This window comes from Veillonella parvula (assembly GCF_040094895.1).
Taxonomy (GTDB): domain Bacteria; phylum Bacillota; class Negativicutes; order Veillonellales; family Veillonellaceae; genus Veillonella; species Veillonella parvula_L.
Genome location: NZ_JBBNGV010000005.1, coordinates 22,836 through 47,497 on the forward strand (window position 1 = coordinate 22,836; position 24,662 = coordinate 47,497).

Genomic DNA, 24,662 nt, shown 5'->3' on the forward strand with positions numbered 1-24,662 from the left:
TTTACAATTAGCTAAATAATAATGTAATATAACTAGCATTATATTGGAGAATAGACATTGCTAGTTTTACTTGAAAGTAGGTTTATATGAGCAAGACAGTAGGCATTATTGGCTTAGGCCTATTAGGTGGATCCTTGGCAAAGGCCTTAAAGGCATATACCGATTATGAGGTAGTAGGTTATGCACGTCGCCAAGAGGTCTGTGATGCGTCTATTCAAGATGGAGTAGTAAAAGCTGCATGGACAGAAGTTGAACCATTGATTAAACATTCTGATATCGTTGTATTCTCCTTGCCGCCTGATACAAATGCACGACTTTTTACTGAAACGGCTCATCTATTTAGACCGGGACAAGTCGTAACCGATGTATCTAGTGCGAAGGAAAATTTTGTACGAGCCGTTTATGAATCGATTCCTAAGGGGACCGTTTTCGTATCTGTCCATCCTATGGCAGGATCCGAAAAGGGTGGGTATGAAGTATCTCATAAAAACCTATTCAAAGGTATGGGCTGGATCGTGTTAGAAGATAAGGCATCTGATGTATATAGTGAAGAAGTAGCTCAAGAATTAGCTGACATGGGTCGTGCCTTAGGGTCTCGTATTGAATTTGTCGATATCTATGCCCATGATGCATATCTTGCGATGGTTAGTCATATGCCTCATTTGTTGGCGTCCATTGTGACACAAGTTTCTGGCGGTGGTGAATTGGGCGAATTACGCATGAAATTATCTGCTGGTGGGTTCCGTGATTGTACCCGTATTGCAGGTGGGTTACCATCTATGTGGCGTGAAATTATCTATGGAAATCGTCGTAATGTCATCGAAGGTCTTACACAAGTTGAAGCAGAAATTCAACGTGTAAAAGAGATACTTTTACAAGAGGATGACGGTCAAGAATTAGAAATCTATCTTGAACGAAGTCGCGAGATTCGAGGAAAGTTACCGTATTTAACTGGTCAAATCAAGGATAATTAAATTTGCGTAGTTTTGTATCCTATAAGAGAGTAATGTAACTGAAAAAACATGACATATAGCTAGAATCGTGTATACTATATATCGATATGAGTATGTAAATATATTATGTTAAGGGAGCTTTTATGAGTTTGTTACAAGAAACTTGTGGCGCTATTACAGGTCGCAGCTTAAAGATTGAACAACATATATTTAATAGCTGGAATGCAGAATCGCCGGTGGAACTATATGGTCGTCTTGTAGATGTTGTGGCTCAATACGGGGCGGCTACGAATCAAGAGCAGGTAACCGTGCCAAAACCATGCATGATTATTGCTTCTGCGGATCATGGCGTAGCTGATATGGGTGTCAGTGCGTATCCCAAGGAAACAACTGTTGGGATGACACAAAATTATCTAATCCCCAAAGGGGCGGGTGCTAACTCCCTAGCTAATTATTGTGGGGCCCAAATGGAAGTTATCGACATGGGGATTGATGCGGATATGAGTTGGGTTCCAGGTCTTCGAAGTCATAAACTGGGGATGGGTACAAAAAACTTTGTAGAAGAGCCGGCTATGACGCGCGAACAAGCCGTGGAGGGCATCGAAACAGGGATTCGTCTAGCAAAAGAAAAAATCGATGAAGGCTTCAACGTATTTTTGGTAGGTGAAATGGGCATATCGAATACGACAGCTAGTGCCCTTATGACCGCTAAGTTTGCAGGACTTACAGCGGAAGAGGCGACGGGACGAGGAACGAATATTTCCGATGAACGCCTCAAACTAAAACAGCGGATCGTTCATGATGTGCTAGAAAAATATAAGGATATTAGTAAGGATGATGCTCTTGGTATTTTATCGTCTGTAGGCGGTTTTGAATTTGCTTGTATTGTTGGTGTTATTTTAGGCGCTGCAGCAAATCATGGGTTAGTTATTATCGATGGATTTAATACATCGGCTTGTGCATTGGTGGCTAAAACATTGGCTCCAAAAGCGATGGATTATGTGATGGCTTCACATTTATCTGCTGAAAAAGCGGCCAAATCTTCCTTAGAAAATTTAGGCCTTGAAGCCTATGTAGATTTAGGCCTTTGTTTAGGTGAGGCTTCTGGTGGATCCATACAAATGGGGATGCTAGATCTTGCGGTGCATATGTATATGGCCATTACAGGAGGTAATAAATGAGAACTTTCAAAGTTGAGCCGTTAGATACACAAGCAATGGAAACATGTCGATTCCGTATTGATAATTTGACAAAGCCTATCTATAGCCTGGCTACGTTAGAAACTATAGCGGAGCGTTTTGCAGGAATTTTAAGAGACCCTAAACCAAATCATTTGCGTCAAGGTGTGCTCGTTGTGGCAGCTGATCACTTGGTAGATGGACCGCAAAATGATCAACATGGTAGTGAAAGTTATGCTGCCATAAAACGCTTTAATGAGGGAACAACAGCTACACAAGGGGCTGCAGCTAAATTAAATGCTGTTGTACATGTGGTGAATGTAGGTCTAGAACAAGACACTTCTGATTTAGCAAATATTGAGCAACAGGTGATTCGGAAGGGGTCCCATTTCTTTGGTGTAGAACCTGTTATTTCTCGAGATGAATTAGACCGTGCTCTTGAGCTAGGTTTTACCTATGCAGATAAATTACATGCAGATGGACTACAAGTGGTGGCGATTGGTAACATAGGGGAGAGAGCCTTTTTAGATTCTCTCGTAACGACAGCTACTATTACAGGCTGTGCCTACAATGATATTCTCGTACACAATGAATGGGGGCCTACAGTGGATGAACGTGCTGCTCATATTCATTTCTTTGTAGATCCATTCAAGATTGCTGTTGATGATTGGTCTGCTATTAGTGAAAGTGAGCGCCGTGATGCGGTATTGCACTTGCTTCACGTAGCGGGTGGTTTAGATATTGCATTTTTAACGGCCTTTATCTTAGGAGCTGCTAGCCATCGCATGGCTGTAGTCTTTGATAATATAGTAACTGGTGCAGCTGTTTTAGCGGCGGTTACCATTGAACCGCTAGTTAAGGACTATGTGTTCCCGTCGGCTGCCTATGATGAACCTATACATAAGGAACAATGTCGCTTCTTAGGGGTAAAGCCTTATTTAGACTATAAACTGCTAATCGATGAAGCCGTAGGCTCTACCATGGGCCTATCTGTTATCAATGCATCTATGTATATGCTAAATGACATGAAAACCTTCGTTGAAGCGGAGGTGAGTGCAGCCGAAGATGGGGCTGGTAAAGGTAGACAAAAGAATAAAGAATAACCCGTTTTAAAGGGGATTGTACCATCTCCCTTTTTCTTATGTGGGCGATGGTCTTTAAACCAATATTTACTAGCATTTTATGGAAAAACCATTGACACTATATGTGTAAATTGATATTATTATATGGCAGTCAGGACGGACTTAATTCATCCTTGACGACAGATTGATAATTATGTTATAGTAATTATCGGTTCTGTATGCGGGAATAGCTCAGCGGTAGAGCACCGCCTTGCCAAGGCGGGGGTCGCGAGTTCGAATCTCGTTTCCCGCTCCATACATTCCTCGATAGCTCAGTCGGTAGAGCAATCGGCTGTTAACCGATCGGTCGTAGGTTCGAGTCCTACTCGAGGAGCCATTTGACTCACTAGCTCAGTTGGCAGAGCACCTGACTTTTAATCAGGGTGTCCCGCGTTCGAGTCGCGGGTGAGTCACCATTTCTGGCCCGTTGGTCAAGCGGTTAAGACACCGCCCTTTCACGGCGGTATCCCGGGTTCGATTCCCGGACGGGTCACCATATATGGACGATTAGCTCAGCTGGGAGAGCGCCTGCCTTACAAGCAGGATGTCGGCAGTTCGATCCTGTCATCGTCCACCATTTGCGGGAATAGCTCAGCGGTAGAGCACCGCCTTGCCAAGGCGGGGGTCGCGAGTTCGAATCTCGTTTCCCGCTCCATAAACATTCCTCGATAGCTCAGTCGGTAGAGCAATCGGCTGTTAACCGATCGGTCGTAGGTTCGAGTCCTACTCGAGGAGCCATTTTTATTGGCCCGTTGGTCAAGCGGTTAAGACACCGCCCTTTCACGGCGGTATCCCGGGTTCGATTCCCGGACGGGTCACCACATGGACGATTAGCTCAGCTGGGAGAGCGCCTGCCTTACAAGCAGGATGTCGGCAGTTCGATCCTGTCATCGTCCACCAAAGCAAACGGTTATCTTCGGATAGCCGTTTTTTAGTATGTAAAATTATCGCGGTGCGTACATGATGATATATACACCTACAAGACATACGATACCACCGATGATATCATACATGTCTGGTCGCAAGCCGTCCACAAGCCATCCCCAGAGAATAGAGAGGGCAATGAATACACCGCCATAGGCGGCGTAAACTTTACCAAAACTAGCTTCTGGTTGAAAGGTAGGGATAATACCGTATAAAAATAATATAAATGCACCTGCGATCAGGTAAATCGGTCCTTTGTCATCGCGCATATAAAGCCATACGAGATAGCCACCACCGATTTCCGCAAGTCCTGCCAATATAAAGAAGAGAATAGATAAGAGCATAGTAACCTCACTGTATTCTTGCAGTATTAATTGAAATCTATTCTCTATTTTACAACCTGAGTTAGAAGAGAGCAATTATTTTATACCCTTAGACTATTAACTGTTTAGAATGAAAGAGAAAATTTACTTAAATATAGATTTTAGCAGTGATGGAATTGAGTCGTGTTGTAAATATAACAAAACCCCGTACACCTAAAAAAGTATACGGGGTTTTGTTATTTTTTATAAACGTGGTGGTGATTCGCTTTGTACATAATCCATGAAGGTATGCATGGTTTCTGTTTTAGAATTGTTCTTCTTAAATGCGAAACACACTTGAAGTTTGAATGGTTTTTCTAAAGGTACAAAGCCATCATTGATATTTAAGGAACTTAAAATTTGACGTGCTACAATGCAGCCAGATTTATTCTTTTGACAATAGTCAATCATTGTATATGGATTGGATAGGCGACTACCGCGGATATGTAGGTTTTGCTGACCGTTTCCAACATAGTTTTTTAATGTGCGGTACATAAAGTATTTAGGAGGATACATGAGCAATGGTTGCTGCTGGATAGCTTTCAAACTAGCCGTTTCCATACCGTTCACTAAGTTTGGCGCATAGTATACAAACTCATCTTCTCTAAGTGCAGTGGATTCGTATGCAGACATATCCTTATTGTTTGGCAAATAGAGTAATGCAATGTCGATGCGATTTTCGCGCAAGTCGAGCATCAATTCTTCTTCCTCCATGTCGTAAATACTGACAGAGAATTCAGGATGGTTTTGGAAGAAGTGGGATACGTAACCATTTAGACGGATATCCCCGAGACTACGTAATACGCCAATGTTTAGAATTGGTCGTTCAACCTTGCTGGCCAAACGAATGGATTGGATCGCTCGTTCCAATGTGTCGAGAACTTGTTCTGCTTCTGGTAGAAATAACTCACCTTCTGGTGTTAAACGGCTACCTCTTGTAGAACGGGAGATTAATTTTACACCAACTAAACGCTCTAATTTTTTCATTTGAGCGCTGAAAGCTGATTGTGTAATATTCATAGATTGTGCTGCTAATGTAAAGCTTCCTGTTTTATTATAGGTAATAAAACTTTGTAGCTCTTGCATTGTAGGTAACTCTTTCATGCTATTCCCCCAATTTAGTTATAAGAATCCAATGATACCTATTACCTTACTTATTCATATTGTAGCATACTATAATTGATTTTTCATCTAAATCTATAAAATATGATGAAACATGCACAATCGATATAGAGAGTAGTATTATCGTAAAAAAGTGTAATCAAAAAATGTGATTATGCACTTATTTCAATAACTTTCACAAGTATCGATAATTGACATAAGTAGATGAAAATGATATTATACTTGGGTACCATTATGTGTAGGTACAAGTTTATTTTAATCTTATGAGGTGATAATCACATGGCAACGAGAAGAGAGGCTCGATTCAAACTTTGTCGTCGCTTTGGTGTGAACGTATTCGGTCACGCAAAAGCCTTGAATCGCGTCAAAAAAGACCAACGTCAGAAGAAAATGTCTGAGTATGGCACACAATTATTAGAAAAACAAAAAGTTAAAGCTTACTACAACTTGCTAGAACGCCAGTTCGTACGCTATTATGATAAAGCGAAAAAAATGCAAGGTGTTACAGGTCAAAACATGTTGATCCTTTTGGAACAACGCCTTGATAACCTTGTATATCGCATCGGCTTCGGTAACTCCATTCGTCAAGCTCGTCAAATGGTAAACCATGGCCACATCTTGGTAAACGGTCGTCGTGTAGACATTCCTTCCTTCTCCTGCAAACCAGGCGATGTAATCGAATTACGCGAAGCATCTCGTGACAACGAAATGTTCAAAACTAATTTCCAAGAACTTCGTTCTTTCGAACTTCCTTACATTGAAAAAGACTTGGACGGCTTCAAAGCTACTTTCACTCGTCTTCCTCAACGTGAAGAACTTCCTATCGAAGTTAACGAAACACTTATCGTCGAATTGTACTCCAAATAATTTGGCGCTTTTGGGAAAACCACTCAGAATTGGGTGGTTTTTTCTTTATGAATATTAGTGTCAAAGGGCTATGACAGTGCAAAAAACAATTGACATAGACAACCAAAATCTGTATACTATTTTGAGTAAGCTTTAGTCGTGTTTCCATTAGCCCCGGAAGCAAAGGACAAGCTGATTTTGGTAGAATTATGACGTTATTAGGAGGATATGCAGCATGAAAACTACATATATGGCCAATCCGAACACAATCGAACGGAAATGGTATGTTGTTGACGCTGAAGGTAAAACTTTAGGACGCCTTGCTGCCGAAGTTGCAAAAGTTCTTCGGGGCAAAAATAAACCAACTTTCACACCACACGTAGATACTGGTGACCATGTGATTGTTGTAAACGCAGAAAAAATTCGCGTAACTGGTAAAAAATTGGAACAAAAGGAATACTTCCGTCACTCTGGTTACCCAGGTGGTTCCCGTTTCACTAAATTGTCCATGATGCTTGAAAAACAACCTGAACGTGTTGTTGAGATGGCAGTTCGTGGTATGCTTCCAAAAAATAAATTGGGTGCACAACAATACCGTAAATTAAATGTATACGCTGGTCCTGAGCATCCACATGCAGCTCAAAAACCAGAAGTGTTAGAAATTTCCGTACGATAATCTAGAGGGAGGAATATATAATGGCAGTAGCACAATATTACGGCACTGGTCGTAGAAAATCTTCCGTTGCTAGAGTTCGTCTGGTACCGGGCACAGGTAAAATCACTGTTAACAAACGTGAACTTAATGATTATTTCGGTCGCCAAACTTTGGAATTGATCGTAAAACAACCTTTGAACTTGACTAACACAGTTGAACAATACGATGTTATCGCAACTGTAGCTGGTGGTGGTCCTTCTGGTCAAGCTGGTGCAATTCGTCACGGTATCTCCCGTGCGTTATTGGACGTAGATGGCGAACTTCGTCAATCTTTGAAAAAAGCTGGCTTCTTGACTCGTGACCCACGTATGAAAGAACGTAAAAAATACGGTCTTAAAAAAGCCCGCAAAGCAAGCCAATTCTCCAAACGTTAATATTTGGAATACAGGATATTACACCTGCAGACAATGTCTGCAGGTGTTTTTGCATTATTAGATAATTTTTAATACTCAAGTCAGCTTAATTTTCATTCTTTCATTTACATCTATATTTAATTCTCCTATAATAGATATATAATAATCGAATTTTTTCGAAAATAGATTTTTATATAGGAGAAATCATATGATTTATAATACAATTCAGTACGTAGTGGACAACGGTATTGGTACGTTGACCTTTAATCGTCCAACCGTAGCCAATGGTTTTAATATCGAGATGTGCAAGGAGATCCTTGAGGTCTTAGATAAAGCTCATAATGATGAAAGTGTTCGTGCGTTGCTTATCAATGCAGAGGGGAAGGTGTTCTCTGCGGGTGGCGATTTAACAGAGATGGAGCGCGCTGTAAACGAAGGGGATACTGAGTCTTTATTTGAAATCGTTGAGCTAGTAGCTGAGATTTCTATGGCTATGAAGAAGTTACCAAAACCTGTTATCATGAGCCTTCAAGGGGCTGCGGCAGGTGCTGCCTTCAATATGGCTTTAGCGGCAGATTTTGTTGTGGCGGCTAATAATGTACGCTTTATTCAAGCCTTCGTAAATGTAGGTCTTGCTCCTGATGCTGGTGGTTTATTCTTATTGGCTCGCTCTATTGGTATGAACCGTGCTATGCATATTGTTATGACCGGTGAAGCCGTATCTGCTGAAAAGGGTAAGGACCTTGGCTTTGTGTATAAGGTTTGTGAATTAGAAGATTTAGAGACTGCTACAAGACGCCTTGTTGAGAAGTTGGCAAAAGGGCCTGCACAATCTTACCGCGTTATGAAGGAAATGATGTGGAATAGCTTCTTAGCAGGTTGGGAAGAGTACAAGAAGTTTGAAGTAGAAAACCAATGTAAATTAGGCCTTTCCGAGGACTTCAAAGAAGGTGTACGTGCTTTCACAGAGCGTCGCCGTCCTAAATTTGGTCAACAATAATATTGATTTATGGATATATGGAATGGAATTTCCTGTAATTCATAAGAAAATACAAATATAATTAGAACCGATGTGGCTCCAACTATTGAGTTGCATCGGTTTTGCTTTCATTACACAGAAAAAGTGTATATAATAGAACTATTGAAATAGTTTTAGGAGGTCATTATTACATGGCTCAAGATACAATTAAATGTTATGACAGCCCTAGCGATGTAGTTAAAGCATTAGCAGAGGATTTTATTGCTTTCACTAACGAGGAAATCAATCGCACTGAAACGTGTGTTGTTGGTATTACAGGCGGGACTGTTATTAATGGTTTATTAGAATTGCTTAATTCCCCAGAATATATTGAACGCCTTAATTGGGAACGCATATTCTTTGTATGGACTGATGAGCGATTCTTGCCGCAATCTCATGAGGATAATTACTTCAATCGCGTGAAACCTTACTTGTTGTGTAAGGCGAAAGGGGCGGCTCATTTCTTGCCAATCAATACAGATTCTAAAACTGTAATAGAAGCGGCAGCGGAATACGAGAAAGAGGTTAAGAATGTTCTCAAGGCTTGTAAAAAAAGTGGACTAGATTTGGCATTGCTCGATCTTGGTGAAGATGGTCATACAGCCGGCCTATTTGCAGGTTCTCATGCATTGCGTGTCACAGATCAAGACGTGGTAGCCGTTGAGGATGGAAAGGTATGGGAACGTATTTCTATGACCTTTTCGTTCCTAGCAAAATCTGATGCGGTTTGGTTTACCGTAACTGGTGAAAGTAAGCGAACTGCTTTGACAAAGGTATTGTATCAACGCGAAGATTACGAGGATTTACCTTGGGAAAAACGCATTGGTCGTGTATTGCCTGGAGCAGTGCTTTCACAAGAAGCTATGACCTGGTATGTGGACAAGGCAGCCTATGATGATGTACACTAAAGAGTATAAGTAGTAGTAAAAATAAAGGAGATACATATGGGGTCTATAGGAACACCTGAATTAATAGTTATATTAGTGATTGCTCTAGTTATCTTCGGACCTGGTAAATTGCCTGAAGTCGGTAAAGCTATTGGTAAAGGCATCAATGAGTTTAAAGATGCTATTTCGGGGCCTAAAAAGGCTGTTGATGAAACGAAAGAAGCCGTTAAGAAAGCGACTACTATCGATGTGACAGCAGGGGCTAAGAACGACGATAAACATAAAGAAGCTAAGGATTAATAGGAGGTAACACTATGTGCAAAGATTGTGGTTGTGGCGAAGATAATGGCGTTGTAACAAAGGTATTTACTGTACCGGGGATGATGTGCAACAACTGTAAAGAAACAGTTGAAGGTGCATCTCTAGGTTTGCCTGGCGTATTAAGTGCAGAAGTAGATTTGCCAGAAAAGACAGCTACCGTTTCTTTTGATCCAACAAAAGCATCTGTAGAAGTTATTACAAAAGCCATTGAACGAACTGGCTTTGAAGTGACAGGCGTTGCAGACGGTGTACAAAAACATAGTCATGGATTACTAGGCACTTTGAAACGTCTCTTCAAATAATCGAACCGATGGAGCTGTATTGAAACCTTGTTTCGATGCAGCCCTTTTTTGTTTAAAGAGGTAATACGATGATACGTAAGTTTGATGCTAAAAATTTTAAGTGGGATGGTATTGAAACCTTGGTATATAAACAAGATGGTAGTCCTTTTAAAGATGTAACACGTCAAGTATTATATGATGGTGCTTATGATATTCCGTGTCAATTCCGCTATTTTGAATGTTTGCCAGGGGGATATTCTACCTTGGAGTATCACGATCATACGCATATGGTTATGATATTTCGCGGCAAGGGGCAAGTCTTATTGGGCGATGAAATCCACGATGTAGAAACTGGTGATTTTATCGAAATTCCAGGCAAAACAATTCATCAGTTCCGTGCTAATAAGGGCGATTATATTGGTTTTCTTTGCTTGGTAAATCAAGATCGAGATAAGGTAAAATTATTATCCCCTGAAGAGATGGAAATGTTACGAGCAAATCCTAAAATCAAAGAATTCTTGGAAAGTTGTTAAGCCTGATGGAGGTTCTATGAATACTTTTACACGAGCGGCCCTTACCGTTTTAGTGGGCCTCGTTATTTGGTTTTTACCTCATACAGAGGCAATCAAGCCTGAAGGTTGGCATTTATTAGCTATCTTTACGGCTACTATTGTGGGCTTTATCTTACGTCCCTGGCCAACGGGTATTATGGCCCTCTTTGGTATTGTTGTAGCCGTAGCCACTAATTCCATCACTATGGTACAGGCTCTAGGTGGCTATGCAGAGGCGAATGTGTGGCTTATCGTAGCGGCCGTATTCTTTTCACGAGGTATTATTAATTCTGGCCTTGGTAAGCGTATTGCGTACACCTTGATTCGCTCTTTTGGCACAAGCTCATTAAAGCTTGCCTATGCGTTGGCTTGTACGGACTTGATTATTTCTCCAGCTACACCATCTAATACGGCGCGTGGAGGTGGTATTGTATTCCCCATTGTACAAAATATTTCCTTAGCTTTTGGTTCTGAACCTTATGGTAATACGGCCCGCCGCATTGGGGCGTACTTGATGACGACGGCACATACTATTAACACTATTACTGTGACGATCTTCTTGACCGCATGTAGCGGTAATTTGCTTATTACGTCTTTAGGTGCTAAACTGTTTGGCTATGATATATCTTGGTGGGAATGGTTCCAAGCAGGTGTCATTCCTGGTGTGATTTGTATGATTTTGATGCCTTGGTTTATCTATAAAATCTATCCACCAGAAATCAAGGAAACACCAGAGGCTGCTGTAATGGCTCAAAAAGAACTAGATGCTCTTGGACCTATTACGAAGGCTGAAATTTCTGTTGCTATTATCTTTGTACTTTGCATCTTGCTTTGGGCTACAGCAATTTGGACTAAGCTTCATCCTACAGTAGTAGCGATGATGGGGGTTCTGGCGTGTGTTGTGACTGGCTCTCTTACTTGGGAGGATATTTTGGGTGAACGTACCGGTTGGGATATCCTTATCTGGATGGGTACGCTTGTGGGCATGGCTGGGCTGCTTGGTAAACTCGGTGTAGTAGCTGTGTTTGCAGACTTTGTAAGTCAACATTTAGCTGGCTTTGACTGGTTCTGGGCATCCTTTATCATTTCCGCTACCTTTGTGTACTCTCAGTATTTCTTTGCCAGTGGTACGGCGCGTATTACAGCTTTATTCTCCGCCTTTGCAGCCATTTTAGTGGCGATGGGGGCTCCTATTCCGTTTACGATATTGCTCTTTGGTTTGATGAACAGTCCTGGCTGTACATTGACTCATTATAGTTCAGGTGTAACACCAATCTTCTTCGGTGCTGGCTATGTGCCACAAGGTACATGGTGGCGCGTAGGTCTTGCCATTTCCGTGGTGAGCTTCCTCATTCATTTCTGGGGCGGCACTTTTGGCATATGGCTCTTTGGTATTTTATAATATATTCAATCCCTCACTACGGTGAGGGATTTTTCTTGTTATATCTATATTTTTTATACCTTACTAGGTTTGCTATAGTTTTTGGGTATGGTGAACTTCATAAAAAAACTATGATGAATCTATAGAATTTATTGTGAATTATCTTGCGCGGGATAATATAACGTGTTATTATTATTCCGTGATTATTATTACAGAATATTTTAGGAGGAAACATGTTAGGTTTAGTCATTAGCTTATTGATTATTGCGCTAGTCGTGATTATTAATGACATTCGAATTATGAACAACAACTTAACACGTTTTTGTCTTAGAAGTTCCGCGAATGGTTTAATATACAATCAATAAGATTTGACTATATGGTTTGTTTCTTATGTGTATATTTTCCAAGGGGTACATAGGATTATTTATGTATATAGGAATTCTGTAAACAAAAGGAATATCATTTGTAAACTTTTAAGACGATTCATTGGAATCGTCTTTTTTTATGCGTCGTGAAAGCTGTCCAAGTGGATGCTTTCAAAAGTGAGGAGATTAACATGAGTTGTAGAAGTGACAATTTGAAAACAGGCGTAGCACGTGCACCACACAGATCTTTATTAAAAGCTCTGGGTTTTGTTGATGAAGAAATGGGTAGACCAGTCATCGGTATTGCCAACTCTTTCAATGAAATCATCCCTGGTCACGTAGGCCTGAAAAATATTGTACAAGCCGTAAAAGACGGTATTCGCAACGCAGGTGGTGTGCCAATCGAGTTCAATACTATCGGTATTTGCGATGGTTTGGCAATGAACCATATCGGCATGAAATACTCCTTAGTTACACGTAATATCATTGCAGATTCTATCGAAGCTACTGCTATGGCTACACCATTCGATGCGATGGTATTCATTCCAAATTGCGATAAGGTAGTGCCAGGCATGTTGATTGCAGCTGCTCGCCTTAATATCCCATCTGTATTCGTATCTGGTGGGGCCATGCTCGCTGGTGTACATAAAGGTAAAAAAATTGGTTTGTCCGACGTATTCGAAGCCGTAGGCAAACATCAAACTGGTGAAATGGATGATGCTGAGTTAGCTGATATCGAAAATACGGCATGTCCTACATGTGGTTCTTGCTCTGGTATGTATACGGCAAATACAATGAACTGCTTAACAGAAGCTCTCGGTATGGGCCTTCCTGGCAATGGTACAATCCCAGCGGTATATTCTGAACGTTTGCGTTTAGCTAAGTTAGCTGGTATGCAAGCGGTAGAGATATTAAAAGCAAACCTTCGCCCTAAAGATATTATGACTCGTGAAGCCTTTGAAAATGCGGTAGCTCTTGATATGGCTTTGGGCGGTTCCTCTAATACGGCGCTTCATTTACCGGCTATTGCTCACGAAGCAGGTGTACCATTATCCTTAGACGATTTTGATCGCATCGCTCAAAATACACCTCAATTATCTAAATTATCTCCATCTGGCGTATACTTCATTGAAGACTTGTACGCTGCAGGTGGTGTATCTGCCGTGTTGAAACGTTTAGCAGAAAATGGTCGCCTTCATACAGATTGCAAAACTGTTGCTCTTAAAACACAAGGTGAAATTGCAGCGGCAGCTCATGTTGTGGATGAAGATGTTATTCACCCATGGGATAATCCAGTACATGAAACTGGTGGTATCGCGGTTCTTAAAGGTAACCTTGCTGTAGATGGTTCCGTTGTAAAAGCCGGTGCCGTAGATGCAGATATGCTTGTTCACTCTGGTCCAGCAAAGGTATTCAACAGTGAAGAAGAAGCGGTTGAAGCTATTACAGGCGGTAAAATCGTGAAAGGTGATGTTGTAGTTATCCGTTACGAAGGCCCTAAAGGCGGTCCTGGTATGCGTGAAATGTTGACTCCAACATCTATGATTGCCGGTATGGGTCTAGATAAAGATGTAGCATTGTTGACAGATGGACGCTTCTCCGGTGCTACTCGTGGTGCATCCATCGGACATGTATCTCCAGAAGCAGCTGCCGGCGGTACCATTGCTATCGTTGAAAATGGTGATATTATCAACATCGATATTCCAAACGGTAAATTGGAACTAGCTGTATCTGATGATGAAATCACTCGTCGTAAAGCTGCATTGAAACCGTTCAAATCCAATGTAACTGGATATCTTAAAAAATACGCTCTTCACGTATCCTCTGCTGCACAAGGTGCTATCGAAGTATTTGAAGACTAATACTAGACTTTCATTTAATACTAACTAGAGGAGATAGTGTACATGCACAAATTATATGATTTTATGGAGGCTCGAGAGCGATTAAGCACAATCACGGTGAAAACGAAATTGCTTCACAGCGATGTGTTTTCTGACGAGTGCGAAAATGATGTATATATCAAGCCAGAAAACTTGCAAATAACAGGCTCTTTTAAGGTTCGTGGAGCTTATAATAAAATTGCAAAGCTGACAGAAGAGGAAAAGGCGCGCGGTGTTATCGCTGCGTCTGCTGGTAATCATGCACAAGGCGTGGCCCTTGCTGCGAAACGCCTTGGCATTAAAGCGACTATTGTTATGCCGAAACACACGCCTCTTATAAAGGTTAATGCAACAAAACAGTACGGCGCAGATGTCGTATTACATGGTGAAATCTATGATGAAGCTTGCCAAAAAGCGATGGAACTCCAACAAGAACATGGTTATGTGTTCGTCCATCCCTTCGATGATGAAGATGTCATCGAAGGGCAAGGGACAATTGCTCTCGAGGTTCTCGATGAACTTCCTGATGCAGATGTATTGCTTGTTCCTGTTGGGGGCGGTGGTATCGTATCTGGTATTGCGGCAGCGGCAAAGTTAAAAAATCCGCGCGTTAAGATTATCGGTGTAGAGCCTGAAGGTGCCGCAAGTGCAATCGCTGCATTAAAGGCTGATCATCCGGTACCACTCGATGAAGTAGCGACGATTGCAGATGGTACGGCAGTACGCCAAATTGGGGAAACTACATTAGAATATATCAAGCAATATGTAGATGACATTATTACTGTTTCAGACTACGAATTGATGGAAGCATTCCTGTTGCTTGTTGAAAAACATAAATTAGTAGCAGAAAATTCCGGTATTTTACCATTGGCAGGTCTTAGAAAATTGAACTGCACAGGTAAAAAGGTTGTAGCCATTGTCAGTGGAGGTAATATCGACGTACTTACCATTTCCTCTATGATTAATAAAGGTCTTGTCGTACGTGGTCGTATCTTTACTTTCTCCGTTAACCTTCCTGATAAACCAGGCCAGTTAGTGGCTGTATCTCAAATGTTAGCCGATGCAGATGCAAATGTTATTAAACTTGACCATAATCAGTTCAAAAACCTTGACCGTTTCCATGAAGTGGAATTGCAAGTAACGGTAGAAACAAATGGTGAAGAGCACATCCAACACATTATTGATACTTTCAAACATAATGGCTACATTATTAAACGTTTAAATTCCAGCGAGATATTGTCTGAATAGCTGGGTGAAAGGGTTCCTATGAGCGCAGAAACAATCAATGGGGCACGCATTGTCCTTGAAACATTGCATCGCCTTGGTGTAACCGATATGTTCGGCTATCCAGGTGGCGCGGTAATTCCAATTTATGATGAAATATATAGCTTCCCTGAAATTAAACATTACTTTGTTCGTCATGAACAAGGTGCTGCACATGCAGCAGATGGTTATGCTCGCGTATCTGGTCGCGTAGGTGTATGTCTTGCTACGTCTGGTCCTGGTGCAACGAATCTTGTAACAGGTATTATGACTGCGTACATGGATTCCGTACCTATGGTGGCCATTACAGGTCAGGTTGGCCGGCCCTTTATCGGTAAGGACTCTTTTCAAGAGGCGGATATCCAAGGTATTACGATGCCTATAACCAAGCATAACTATCTTGTTCAAGATATTCATGATTTGCCTCGCATCATTAAAGAGGCGTACTTTATTGCTGGCACAGGTCGCCCAGGCCCTGTACTTATCGATATTCCGAAGGATATTCAAACCGAGAAAATATCCATGGCGGAATACAACAAATTGTACGAAGTACCTATTCATCTTGAAGGCTATGATCCAACCTATAAAGGTCATCAAGGTCAAATCAAAAAAGCAGCTACTCTCATCAAAAATGCAAAGCGTCCACTTATCATTGCTGGGGCAGGCGTATTAAAGTCTGGTGCTATGGATGAGCTTAAAGAATTAGCTGAAAAGGCTCAAATTCCGGTGACGAATACATTAGTTGGTCTTGGTGGTTTCCCAGGAGATCACGAATTGGCTCTTGGTATGGTTGGTATGCACGGTTCTGTTGCAGCTAATAATAGTACAGATGAGGCAGATCTCGTGATTGCTGCAGGGATTCGTTTCCATGACCGCATCACAGGCCATCCAGATTTCTTCTGTAAAAAAGCTAAAATCATCCATATTGATATCGACCCAGCTGAAATTGATAAGAATGTTACAATCAATGTGCCTATCGTAGGGGATTTAAAACAGGTATTAACGGAGCTTAATGCTCTTGTAGAACCTACAACTCATGAAGCGTGGCTTGAGCAAATCCGAGAATGGCAAGCGGAATACCCTATGGTAATCCCTGAGTCTAAAAATGATGTATTGCATGCACAATATGTGTTATCTGAGCTTAATAAGATTGCCAAGGAAGATGCCATAATCGTAAGTGACGTCGGTCAACATCAAATGTGGGCGGCTCAATTCTTAACTCATAAAAAACCTCATACTATCGTTACCTCTGGCGGTGCGGGTACCATGGGGTATGGTTTGCCGGCGGCTATTGGGGCTCAAGTAGGGGCGCCTAAGAAGCAAGTTATCCTTGTTGTCGGTGATGGTGGGTTCCAAATGACTTGTGAAGAGCTCATGATGGTTCGCCAATATAATTTGCCAATCAAGATTATTATTATTAACAACGGCTATCTTGGTATGGTTCGTCAATGGCAAGAAATCTTCAATGATAGACGCTACTCCTATGTAGATTTGGAAGTGAGTCCGAACTTCGTGAAACTCGCAGATGCATTTGACTTGAAAGCAGCGCGTCTAGATAATGTTGAAACTTTCAACAAAGAATTTAAATCATACATTACATCGGATGAAAGCATTGTCTTGGATTGTCGCGTTGAACGAGAGGATAATGTATTACCAATGATTCCAGCAGGCGGCACGATAAGCGGTATGATGGGTAAGAAAGGGGTGCTATAATGGCGAAAGAACATCAAGTCTTAATCATTGCAAAAAATGCACCAGGTATTGGTACACGTATTTTGGCACTCTTTAACCGTCGTGGCTTTAACGTTACAAAAATGACATCTGGCATTACAAATCAGCCAGGTTATGCACGTATTACTATTACTGTAGAGGCCGATGACCGAATTCTCGATCAAGTGCAAAAACAAATCTACAAGCTTATCGATGTTGTTAAGGTTAAAGTGTTTGAAGATCATGATGTGGTATGCCGTGAGTTAATGCTTATCAAGGTAAAAGCATCTGCTTCCACAAGATCACAAATAGTACAGATTGCCGATGTATATCGTGGTAATGTGTTAGATATTTCTCCTACATCTATGATCATTGAAGTCATTGGTAGTGTAGAAAAATTACGTGGCTTCATTCAAATTATGGAAACTTATGGTATTCTTGAAATTGCTAAAACAGGTATCACCGCTATGAGCCGCGGAGAAAAAATGTAGGAGTTGATAACGTGGGGCGTGAATTACTCCATTATGAAAATGTCTGCTTTCGCCGTGATGGTAGATCTATTTTAGATAATGTAAATTGGCATATAGAGGACGGTGAACATTGGGCCTTATTAGGGCTTAATGGGGCTGGTAAATCAACGCTACTCAGCATGATACCTGCTTATCAAATTCCCACAACGGGTACTTTGCGTGTGTTTGGTAAGGAATTTGGTAAATATGCGTGGCCCAAAATCAAGGCTAGACTAGGATTTGTTAGCTCTGTGCTTGGACAATTTCAGTCAACCTTGGATAAACAAGTCGTTGAAGATATTGTTATTTCTGGTGCATTTAGTAGCATTGGTATATACCAAGAGGTAGCACCTGAGGTGCGTCAACGAGGTATGCAATTATTATCTGAATTTGGACTAGACTATTTGGAAGGTCATCGTTTTCGAACCTTATCTGCTGGCGAACAGCGCCGGGTATTGTTAGCGAGGTCTATTATGGCAAATCCAGAATTATTGATTTTGGATGAGCCTTGCTCTGGTTTGGACTTACCAGCGAGGGAGCAGTTTTTACGCATCGTATCTACTTTGGTAGCTGAGCAGCAGACACCGATTATCTATGTGTCACATCAAATTGAAGAGATACTACCGTTTATTACTCATGTAGCTATCTTGCGAGAGGGCAAGATGATTCATGCAGGTCCTAAACACAAGGTACTAACTGATGATATTTTATCTGATGTCTTTGGACTTTCCGTACAAGTTGTATGGAAAGATGATCGTCCATGGGTGATGGTTCGGTAGTTATCAATTTTTTTTATCAGAGGCTTAAAACTTGGCTTGCTGATACTAAATTAATGTACGCCACATCTTGCAAAAATTTGTTAGATTGTGTACAGTATATATAATCTATATTCTATTGAATATGTTTGGAGGTTGTCTAATATGGCAGGTAAAATTTTAGGTACTACAGTTTATTATGATGCAGATTGTAATTTGAGCAAATTGGAAGGCAAAAAAATTACAGTTTTAGGTTACGGCTCCCAAGGTCATGCGCATGCATTGAACTTGAAAGAAAATGGTATGGATGTAACAATTGGTCTTCGTGGTGGTTCTTCTAGCTGGAAAGCTGCTGAAGAAGCAGGCCTTACAGTTAAAGAAACTGCAGAAGCAGTTAAAGGCGCTGATATCGTTATGGTATTGATTCCAGACGAATTACAAGCAGACGTATATGCACAAGATATCGCTCCTAACTTAAAACAAGGTGCATACTTGGCATTTGCTCACGGCTTCAACATTCACTTTGGTAAAATCGTACCTCGTGAAGACATCAACGTATTCATGGTAGCTCCTAAAGGCCCTGGTCATTTAGTACGTCGTACATACCAAGAAGGTTCTGGCGTTCCTTGCTTATACGCTGTAGAAAAAGATCCATCTGGTGATACTGAAGAAGTTGCATTAGCATGGGCTTCTGGTATCGGTGGTGGCCGTTCCGGTATCTTGGAAACTAACTTCAAATCTGAAACTGAAACTGACCTCTTCGGTGAACAAGCTGTATTGTGCGGCGGTGTTACTGAATTGATCAAAACTGGTTTCGAAGTATTAACAGAAGCTGGTTATGAACCTGTAAACGCTTACTTTGAATGCTTGCATGAAATGAAATTGATCGTAGACCTTATCTACGAAGGTGGCTTCCAAAAAATGCGCGACTCCATTTCCAACACTGCTGAATACGGCGATTACCATGCAGGTCCTCGCGTAATCACTGCAGATACTAAAAAAGCTATGGAACAAATCTTGGCGGATATTCAATCTGGTAAATTTGCTGATGAATTCTTAGCAGATTCCAAAAATGGTCAAAAATTCCTTAAAGAACATCGCGAAGCAGCTGCTAATCATCCAATTGAACCAGTTGGCGCAGAACTTCGCAACTTGATGAGCTGGTTAAAATAAGAGTATTACTTAGGTAATCTTTTGTGAGATTATATGCTTATTAAAAGCGACCCCGTAAGGGGTCGCTATTTTTTATCTTTTCTTACATTATTTTGGGCCATCTTGACGATTACATCGAAAATATTGGAATCAAATATGGTATAATAAAAAGTAATATTTGAAAGGAGTGTGGCATGGATTTTTACACATTAGCCTATGTTGAAAGTCAGGCTGTAATAGGTCAAACTTGGGGCTTTATTATAATTGTAGCTGTTCTATTAGCATTGCTCATTTTGGGAGTACAAGTATTGCGAAATGGTTTTACTAGTCGCTATCGTGACTTGATGATTATATTGTCTTTAATCGTAGTGTTCTTCTTAGGGCTTGAATACCAAGAGTATAATCGAATGAAAACCTATTCTGAGGACTCCTCTCGTATGGCTCAATTTTTACATTCTTTTAGTTCAGATCGTTCCGTACCGAGTGACCAATTGGCGGTTAACTCCTTAAAGATTCGTAATGGTATGATTTTAAAAGTAAGTGACGCTTACTATGAGGTTCAATTTAATCCAGAATTTTCAACCTATACGATTACACGTGTTTATAAGGTAAGCCCTATAGATCGAATTCACGATAAAGAGGATGCATTACAATAAGGAGGACCACATATGACAGAAGCTATGGCCGTCTATGGGATGGTCTTTGCAAAACTCGCCATCGGTCTCTTGGCGATTATTCTACAAATCAATTTAATGGGTAAGGGCAATTTAGCCCCAACCTCTGCTTTAGACCAATTGCAAAACTACGTACTTGGTGGTATTATCGGTGCCATTATTTACAATGATCAAATTGGCATTTTACAGTTTATGTTAGTTCTTATTTTATGGACTATCCTCGTAATGACTCTTAAGTTTTTAAAAGGGAATCTTCGTATTTTTAAAGCAATTCTTGATGGTCATCCAGTTATAGTAATCGAAAAAGGTCATATTCTAACAGAAGAATGTATGCGTTATGGTATACAAGCGGCTGAACTTAAATTAAAACTTCGTGCTGCCGGTGTTCAATATGTTACGGATGTTAAGCGTGCCGTATTGGAGCAAAACGGTCAGCTCAACGTGGTTCAATTCGGTGAAGATAATATTCGATTTGACCTTATCGATGATGGTCAAATTAATCAGTTTACCCTCGATGTAATTGAAAAAGATAGAGATTGGCTTGAACAAGAAATCCAAGCTCAAGGATACTCTGTTAAGGACATATATATTGCAGAATATAAAGATGAAAAAGTTGTTGTATATCCTTATGAAAGAAAACATCGCCCACAAATTGTAAGCACTCTTAAAAGTAAGACCGCTCATACTAAGGATAAATTGAAATCTAAATTGTAATATCTATTGGTTTTTTATTATAGGCGAAATTAGTATTATGTAATTTTATAGATGTACAAATGATATGTAAAGTGTTATTAAGCCCACTATTCGTAGTGGGCTTATATAGAAAGGAAATTAGTGAATCGTAAAGATTTAATTGATCGATTACAAGAATTATATAAAGATGAAGACAGTCGGGTAACAGTAAATCCTCATGCAGGGCAAAAAGTAGCTATCGTTTATCCGAATACATACTTTGTGGGCATGAGTAATCTTGGACTTCATATCATTTATGAGGAAATCAATTTACGAAATGATAGCGTCTGCGAACGAATCTTCTTGCCTGAGAAAAAGGAATTAGAAGCTTACGATAAGACTAAGACTCCGCTTATGAGCGTTGAAACACAACGGCCTATGCATCAATTTGATGTAGTTGCTTTTGATGTCACCTTCGAAATGGATTATTTCCATATTCCTTTGATGTTGCGCCATGGCCGTGTACCTATCATGGGAAAAGACCGTACCGAATTTGACCCTATCGTTATTGCAGGGGGCCCTTGTGCGACCTTTAACCCTGAGCCTTTTGCCGACTTTATCGATGCTTTTATCATCGGTGAAGGGGAAGGTATCGTCAGTCGCGTACTAGATATCATTCGAGATGGAAAAATGGAAGGCTTGGATCGTCACGCTATTTTACGTCAATTAGCGGATGTATCGGGTGTTTACGTACCATCCCTGTATGTGCCGATTTACAATGAAGATGGTGAATTTAAAGGCTATGATATTGCTGAGGGCGTGCCTAAAACGATCAAACGTCACTTTGAAATGCTCACTAGCGGTGGTGAAACGGTAGTAGCTACGAACTATACTGAATTTGGTGCTATGTATATCATCGAAGTAGCCCGTGGTTGTGGTCGGCACTGTCGCTTCTGTATGGCTGGATATTGCTTCCGCGTACCGCGTGTACGTCCTTTGGACATTTTGAAAGAAGGCGTAGAGCGCGCAGAAAAGCTAGGCAAAAAGGTGGGACTCATGGGTGCTGCTATTTCGGATTATCCCGAGGTAGATGAGCTAGTTAATTATATTCGCTCTAAAGATATGCGTTACTCTTGTGCATCCTTGCGTGCTGACTCGTTAACACAAGCCGTGGTGGATGGACTAGCGGATAGTGGACAAAAGACGATTACCATTGCCCCAGAAACGGGTAGTGAACGGTTGCGTCGCGTCATTAACAAGGGTATCAGTGAAGAGCATTTACAAAATGCAGCTACCTTATCTGCAAAGTCAGGTATTCAGCACATGCGCTTATATATAATGATTGGGCTGCCAACGGAAACCGATGAAGATATTGAGGCTATTGTAGGTCTTGCGGAAAGGACGCAGGCTCATATGGATAAAGTTGGCTGTAAAGGTCGTTTGACGCTCAGTATCAATCCCTTTATTCCGAAGCCTTTTACACCGTTCCAATGGATGGCCATGGATAATCAAAAAGCGGTGGAGAAAAAGTTACAATATATAAAGAAAGCATTGCAAAAGAATCGCCGTATTGAGGTTCTCGTAGAGTCTCCTAAAGAGGCGTACATTCAAGGAGTTCTCGCTCGTGGAGATCGTCGCTTAGGCGCTGTCATTGCAGCATGTGCAGCCGATCAGGGCAGTAAATCTTTTAAGTCCGAAATGAAGGCTGCTGGCCTGGATATGGATAATATGAATTATCGTGAACGCAGTTTTGATGAATTCTTGCCATGGAGCCATTTAGATATGGGCATGCAGGAGGGCTATCTTGAAATGGAATGGAAACGATCTATCGATGAAGCATATACCCCTCCATGTGCAGCAGGTTGTAAACGCTGTGGCGTTTGTAAATAGGAGGAACAGATGAATCAATCTGTAAAACGTATAGATGTGAAAGGCCCTCATGGAACATGGTCTTATGAGGCGCCAAGCTGGGTTGATCGATTTCCCATTGTTATGGGCGATACCTATCGTCATGGTGGTGTATCTAAAGTTCCTTATGAATCATTAAACCTAGCGTTTCATGTAGGGGATGAAGCTCAAAGCGTACGAGAAAATCGAGCTATTGTTGCGAAATATTTAGGTGTTGAACCAAATCGTATTTCTTGTGGCAATCAAGTCCATGGTTTAAAGGCTGTAGAAATCACAGAAGACCTTGTTGGGGCAGGTGCTTTTGGAGAAGATACGGCCATCGATGATTGTGATGCGGTATTTACAAATCTACCGCATGTGCCATTATTTCTGTTCACAGCAGACTGCGTTGGCGTAGGTATTTACGATGCTAAACATCATGCGATTGCTACGGCGCATGCAGGTTGGCGTGGTGCCATTGGCCGCTTACCAGTACTTACTATTGAGGCCATGAAAGAGGCTTATGGGACCGAGTTCAAAGATTGCTATATATATCTTGGGCCTAGTATTGGCCCAGAGTCCTTTGAAGTAGATATAGAACTAGGTAAACGCTTTGAATTAGCATGGAGAGATATGACAGACAGAGATGCATCTGATGTTGTCAATTATCCTGGTGATAAATTAGATAAGGCTTATATCAATTTATGGAACTTTATTGGTGAGGATCTCGTTGTAAATGGAGTTCCTTCAGAGCATATCACGATTGGTGGTACCGATAGTGTAAGTGAAGTAGACTGTTATTCCTATCGTCGAGAGGCAGGCCTAACAGGTCGCATGGCCTTATTTGCGATGTTACAAGACCGATAAAATTCGGCTTTCACAGGAATCATAATAAAGTATGATATTTTATATATATATACATGCTTGGATTTGTGGAAGGGATAAGCCTTAAATCATGTACATTTGACCTTAAATACTATATAATAAAATAGTCTATACAAATATATTTGATGATTATGATATATAGATTGAAGGGGGCATTCACGTGATTGAAGAATCCCTACACGCTATACAGCAGCGCATGGCCGATGCTATGGCGCGTGTTGGTCGCGTAGATACAGCATTATTAGTGGCGGTTACAAAGAACCACCCTGTGTCGGCTGTGGAAGAGGTCGCACGGCTCGGTGTCACTCATGTAGGAGAAAATCGAGTACAAGAGGCCAAAGAAAAACAGCTAACCTATAAGGGGCCACAATTAACATGGCATTTGATTGGTCATTTACAGGTCAATAAGGTGCGCCAAGCGGTTCCTATGTTTGATTTAATTCATTCTGTGGATAGCCGTAAATTATTAGATGAAATCGAAAAGGTTGCTGCAAAGCACGATAAAATACAAGATGTATTACTGCAAGTCAATGTGGCCCGCGAAGCTTCTAAAACGGGAATGACCATCGAAGAGTTTCCAGAAATACGAGATTATGCAAAAACATTGCCTCATGTACGCGTAAGGGGCTTGATGTGTATGGCGCCATTTTTCGATGATCCACAGGAAGCTCGTCCAATCTTTCGCGTAGCGAATGCCTTGTTTGAGGATATGAAACGCTACTTTGAAGAAGGGCAGATTCAATATTTATCTATGGGGATGACTCATGACTTTGAGGTCGCTTTGGAAGAAGGGGCTAACATCGTTCGTGTAGGCACAGCAATTTTTGGGGAACATGTATATTATTAAGGTTCGGGTTACCTGATAATCGGAAGCGTTAATTGTATTAGGAGGAAATC

25 protein-coding genes and 9 tRNA genes are annotated in these 24,662 nt (G+C 41.1%); 32 read left to right on the top strand and 2 right to left on the bottom strand.

Annotation, left to right across the window (positions count from 1 at the left end; genetic code table 11):
* The first annotated feature begins 86 nt into the window (after nt 1-86).
* From AAAT26_RS08625 to AAAT26_RS08680, 12 genes are all read left to right on the top strand, one after another.
* Nucleotides 87-974 (top strand): prephenate dehydrogenase, encoded by an 888-nt coding sequence (locus tag AAAT26_RS08625; RefSeq protein WP_349209096.1) that lies wholly within the window; start codon nt 87-89, stop codon nt 972-974.
* A 122-nt stretch (nt 975-1,096) separates the two neighbouring features.
* Nucleotides 1,097-2,134, top strand: a complete 1,038-nt coding sequence (cobT, locus tag AAAT26_RS08630) for a nicotinate-nucleotide--dimethylbenzimidazole phosphoribosyltransferase (protein WP_316102176.1) — start codon at nt 1,097-1,099, stop codon at nt 2,132-2,134.
* On the top strand, nt 2,131-3,234 hold the full coding sequence (locus AAAT26_RS08635) for a nicotinate-nucleotide--dimethylbenzimidazole phosphoribosyltransferase (protein ID WP_349209097.1): 1,104 nt from the start codon (nt 2,131-2,133) through the stop codon (nt 3,232-3,234). Before cobT ends, AAAT26_RS08635 begins: the two co-directional genes overlap by 4 nt.
* A 199-nt stretch (nt 3,235-3,433) precedes the next feature.
* Nucleotides 3,434-3,508, top strand: a tRNA-Gly gene (locus tag AAAT26_RS08640).
* A 5-nt stretch (nt 3,509-3,513) separates the two neighbouring features.
* Nucleotides 3,514-3,589, top strand: a tRNA-Asn gene (locus tag AAAT26_RS08645).
* 3 nt (nt 3,590-3,592) lie between these two features.
* Nucleotides 3,593-3,668, top strand: a tRNA-Lys gene (locus AAAT26_RS08650).
* A 5-nt stretch (nt 3,669-3,673) separates the two neighbouring features.
* Nucleotides 3,674-3,748 (top strand) — tRNA-Glu (locus tag AAAT26_RS08655).
* A gap of 5 nt (nt 3,749-3,753) precedes the next feature.
* Nucleotides 3,754-3,829 (top strand) — tRNA-Val (locus tag AAAT26_RS08660).
* A gap of 3 nt (nt 3,830-3,832) precedes the next feature.
* Nucleotides 3,833-3,907: transfer RNA gene (locus AAAT26_RS08665), tRNA-Gly, on the top strand.
* Between the two features lie 7 nt (nt 3,908-3,914).
* Nucleotides 3,915-3,990 (top strand) — tRNA-Asn (locus AAAT26_RS08670).
* Between the two features lie 8 nt (nt 3,991-3,998).
* Nucleotides 3,999-4,073 (top strand) — tRNA-Glu (locus tag AAAT26_RS08675).
* A gap of 3 nt (nt 4,074-4,076) precedes the next feature.
* Nucleotides 4,077-4,152, top strand: a tRNA-Val gene (locus tag AAAT26_RS08680).
* A 44-nt stretch (nt 4,153-4,196) separates the two neighbouring features.
* Here AAAT26_RS08680 and AAAT26_RS08685 read toward each other — a convergent pair.
* Together AAAT26_RS08685 and AAAT26_RS08690 are read right to left on the bottom strand one after the other, a co-directional pair.
* Nucleotides 4,197-4,520 (bottom strand): YnfA family protein, encoded by a 324-nt coding sequence (locus AAAT26_RS08685; protein ID WP_008602538.1) that lies wholly within the window; start codon nt 4,518-4,520, stop codon nt 4,197-4,199.
* Nucleotides 4,521-4,742: 222 nt separating this feature from the next.
* Nucleotides 4,743-5,642, bottom strand: a complete 900-nt coding sequence (locus tag AAAT26_RS08690) for a LysR family transcriptional regulator (RefSeq protein WP_004695178.1) — start codon at nt 5,640-5,642, stop codon at nt 4,743-4,745.
* A gap of 297 nt (nt 5,643-5,939) precedes the next feature.
* On the opposite strand from AAAT26_RS08690, the gene rpsD reads away from it, so the two are divergent.
* From rpsD to AAAT26_RS08790, 20 genes are all read left to right on the top strand, one after another.
* Complete coding sequence (rpsD, locus tag AAAT26_RS08695; RefSeq protein ID WP_008602541.1) at nt 5,940-6,527, top strand: 30S ribosomal protein S4; 588 nt, start codon at nt 5,940-5,942, stop codon at nt 6,525-6,527.
* A 214-nt stretch (nt 6,528-6,741) separates the two neighbouring features.
* Nucleotides 6,742-7,182, top strand: coding sequence for a 50S ribosomal protein L13 (gene rplM / locus AAAT26_RS08700; protein WP_004695186.1), 441 nt, complete (start codon nt 6,742-6,744; stop codon nt 7,180-7,182).
* A gap of 20 nt (nt 7,183-7,202) precedes the next feature.
* On the top strand, nt 7,203-7,595 hold the full coding sequence (rpsI, locus tag AAAT26_RS08705) for a 30S ribosomal protein S9 (RefSeq protein WP_004695188.1): 393 nt from the start codon (nt 7,203-7,205) through the stop codon (nt 7,593-7,595).
* 187 nt (nt 7,596-7,782) lie between these two features.
* Nucleotides 7,783-8,574 carry a trans-2-decenoyl-ACP isomerase gene (gene fabM / locus AAAT26_RS08710; protein WP_008602545.1) on the top strand — a complete coding sequence of 264 codons (792 nt, stop codon included), beginning with the start codon at nt 7,783-7,785 and terminating at the stop codon, nt 8,572-8,574.
* A 170-nt stretch (nt 8,575-8,744) separates the two neighbouring features.
* A complete protein-coding gene (gene pgl / locus AAAT26_RS08715) occupies nt 8,745-9,500 on the top strand; it encodes a 6-phosphogluconolactonase (RefSeq protein WP_008602546.1) in 756 nt (251 codons plus the stop codon).
* Between the two features lie 36 nt (nt 9,501-9,536).
* Nucleotides 9,537-9,779 carry a Sec-independent protein translocase subunit TatA/TatB gene (locus tag AAAT26_RS08720; protein WP_008602548.1) on the top strand — a complete coding sequence of 81 codons (243 nt, stop codon included), beginning with the start codon at nt 9,537-9,539 and terminating at the stop codon, nt 9,777-9,779.
* Between the two features lie 14 nt (nt 9,780-9,793).
* Nucleotides 9,794-10,102 carry a heavy-metal-associated domain-containing protein gene (locus tag AAAT26_RS08725; RefSeq protein WP_105087006.1) on the top strand — a complete coding sequence of 103 codons (309 nt, stop codon included), beginning with the start codon at nt 9,794-9,796 and terminating at the stop codon, nt 10,100-10,102.
* Between the two features lie 68 nt (nt 10,103-10,170).
* Nucleotides 10,171-10,614 (top strand): cupin domain-containing protein, encoded by a 444-nt coding sequence (locus AAAT26_RS08730; RefSeq protein ID WP_008602552.1) that lies wholly within the window; start codon nt 10,171-10,173, stop codon nt 10,612-10,614.
* Between the two features lie 16 nt (nt 10,615-10,630).
* Nucleotides 10,631-12,034 (top strand): DASS family sodium-coupled anion symporter, encoded by a 1,404-nt coding sequence (locus AAAT26_RS08735; RefSeq protein WP_349209098.1) that lies wholly within the window; start codon nt 10,631-10,633, stop codon nt 12,032-12,034.
* 535 nt (nt 12,035-12,569) lie between these two features.
* On the top strand, nt 12,570-14,240 hold the full coding sequence (gene ilvD / locus AAAT26_RS08740; protein ID WP_008602556.1) for a dihydroxy-acid dehydratase: 1,671 nt from the start codon (nt 12,570-12,572) through the stop codon (nt 14,238-14,240).
* A gap of 42 nt (nt 14,241-14,282) precedes the next feature.
* Nucleotides 14,283-15,506, top strand: a complete 1,224-nt coding sequence (gene ilvA / locus AAAT26_RS08745) for a threonine ammonia-lyase (RefSeq protein WP_227037385.1) — start codon at nt 14,283-14,285, stop codon at nt 15,504-15,506.
* Between the two features lie 18 nt (nt 15,507-15,524).
* Nucleotides 15,525-17,234: a biosynthetic-type acetolactate synthase large subunit gene (ilvB, locus tag AAAT26_RS08750; RefSeq protein WP_039965267.1), complete on the top strand. Its 1,710-nt coding sequence runs from the start codon at nt 15,525-15,527 to the stop codon at nt 17,232-17,234.
* Nucleotides 17,234-17,722 (top strand): acetolactate synthase small subunit, encoded by a 489-nt coding sequence (gene ilvN, locus AAAT26_RS08755; protein ID WP_004695208.1) that lies wholly within the window; start codon nt 17,234-17,236, stop codon nt 17,720-17,722. The genes ilvB and ilvN overlap by 1 nt, the downstream gene beginning before the upstream one ends.
* A gap of 11 nt (nt 17,723-17,733) precedes the next feature.
* Entirely contained in the window at nt 17,734-18,519 is a 786-nt protein-coding gene (locus AAAT26_RS08760; RefSeq protein ID WP_008602563.1) for an ABC transporter ATP-binding protein, read from the top strand.
* A 141-nt stretch (nt 18,520-18,660) separates the two neighbouring features.
* Entirely contained in the window at nt 18,661-19,668 is a 1,008-nt protein-coding gene (gene ilvC / locus AAAT26_RS08765; RefSeq protein ID WP_349209099.1) for a ketol-acid reductoisomerase, read from the top strand.
* Between the two features lie 173 nt (nt 19,669-19,841).
* Nucleotides 19,842-20,303: a DUF3290 family protein gene (locus AAAT26_RS08770; RefSeq protein ID WP_008602566.1), complete on the top strand. Its 462-nt coding sequence runs from the start codon at nt 19,842-19,844 to the stop codon at nt 20,301-20,303.
* Between the two features lie 12 nt (nt 20,304-20,315).
* Nucleotides 20,316-21,035: a DUF421 domain-containing protein gene (locus AAAT26_RS08775; protein WP_021148486.1), complete on the top strand. Its 720-nt coding sequence runs from the start codon at nt 20,316-20,318 to the stop codon at nt 21,033-21,035.
* Nucleotides 21,036-21,155: 120 nt separating this feature from the next.
* On the top strand, nt 21,156-22,883 hold the full coding sequence (locus AAAT26_RS08780; protein WP_349209100.1) for a TIGR03960 family B12-binding radical SAM protein: 1,728 nt from the start codon (nt 21,156-21,158) through the stop codon (nt 22,881-22,883).
* Between the two features lie 9 nt (nt 22,884-22,892).
* On the top strand, nt 22,893-23,747 hold the full coding sequence (locus AAAT26_RS08785) for a purine nucleoside phosphorylase YfiH/LACC1 family protein (protein ID WP_316604159.1): 855 nt from the start codon (nt 22,893-22,895) through the stop codon (nt 23,745-23,747).
* Between the two features lie 178 nt (nt 23,748-23,925).
* Complete coding sequence (locus AAAT26_RS08790) at nt 23,926-24,612, top strand: YggS family pyridoxal phosphate-dependent enzyme (RefSeq protein WP_349209101.1); 687 nt, start codon at nt 23,926-23,928, stop codon at nt 24,610-24,612.
* The last annotated feature ends 50 nt before the right edge of the window (nt 24,613-24,662 follow it).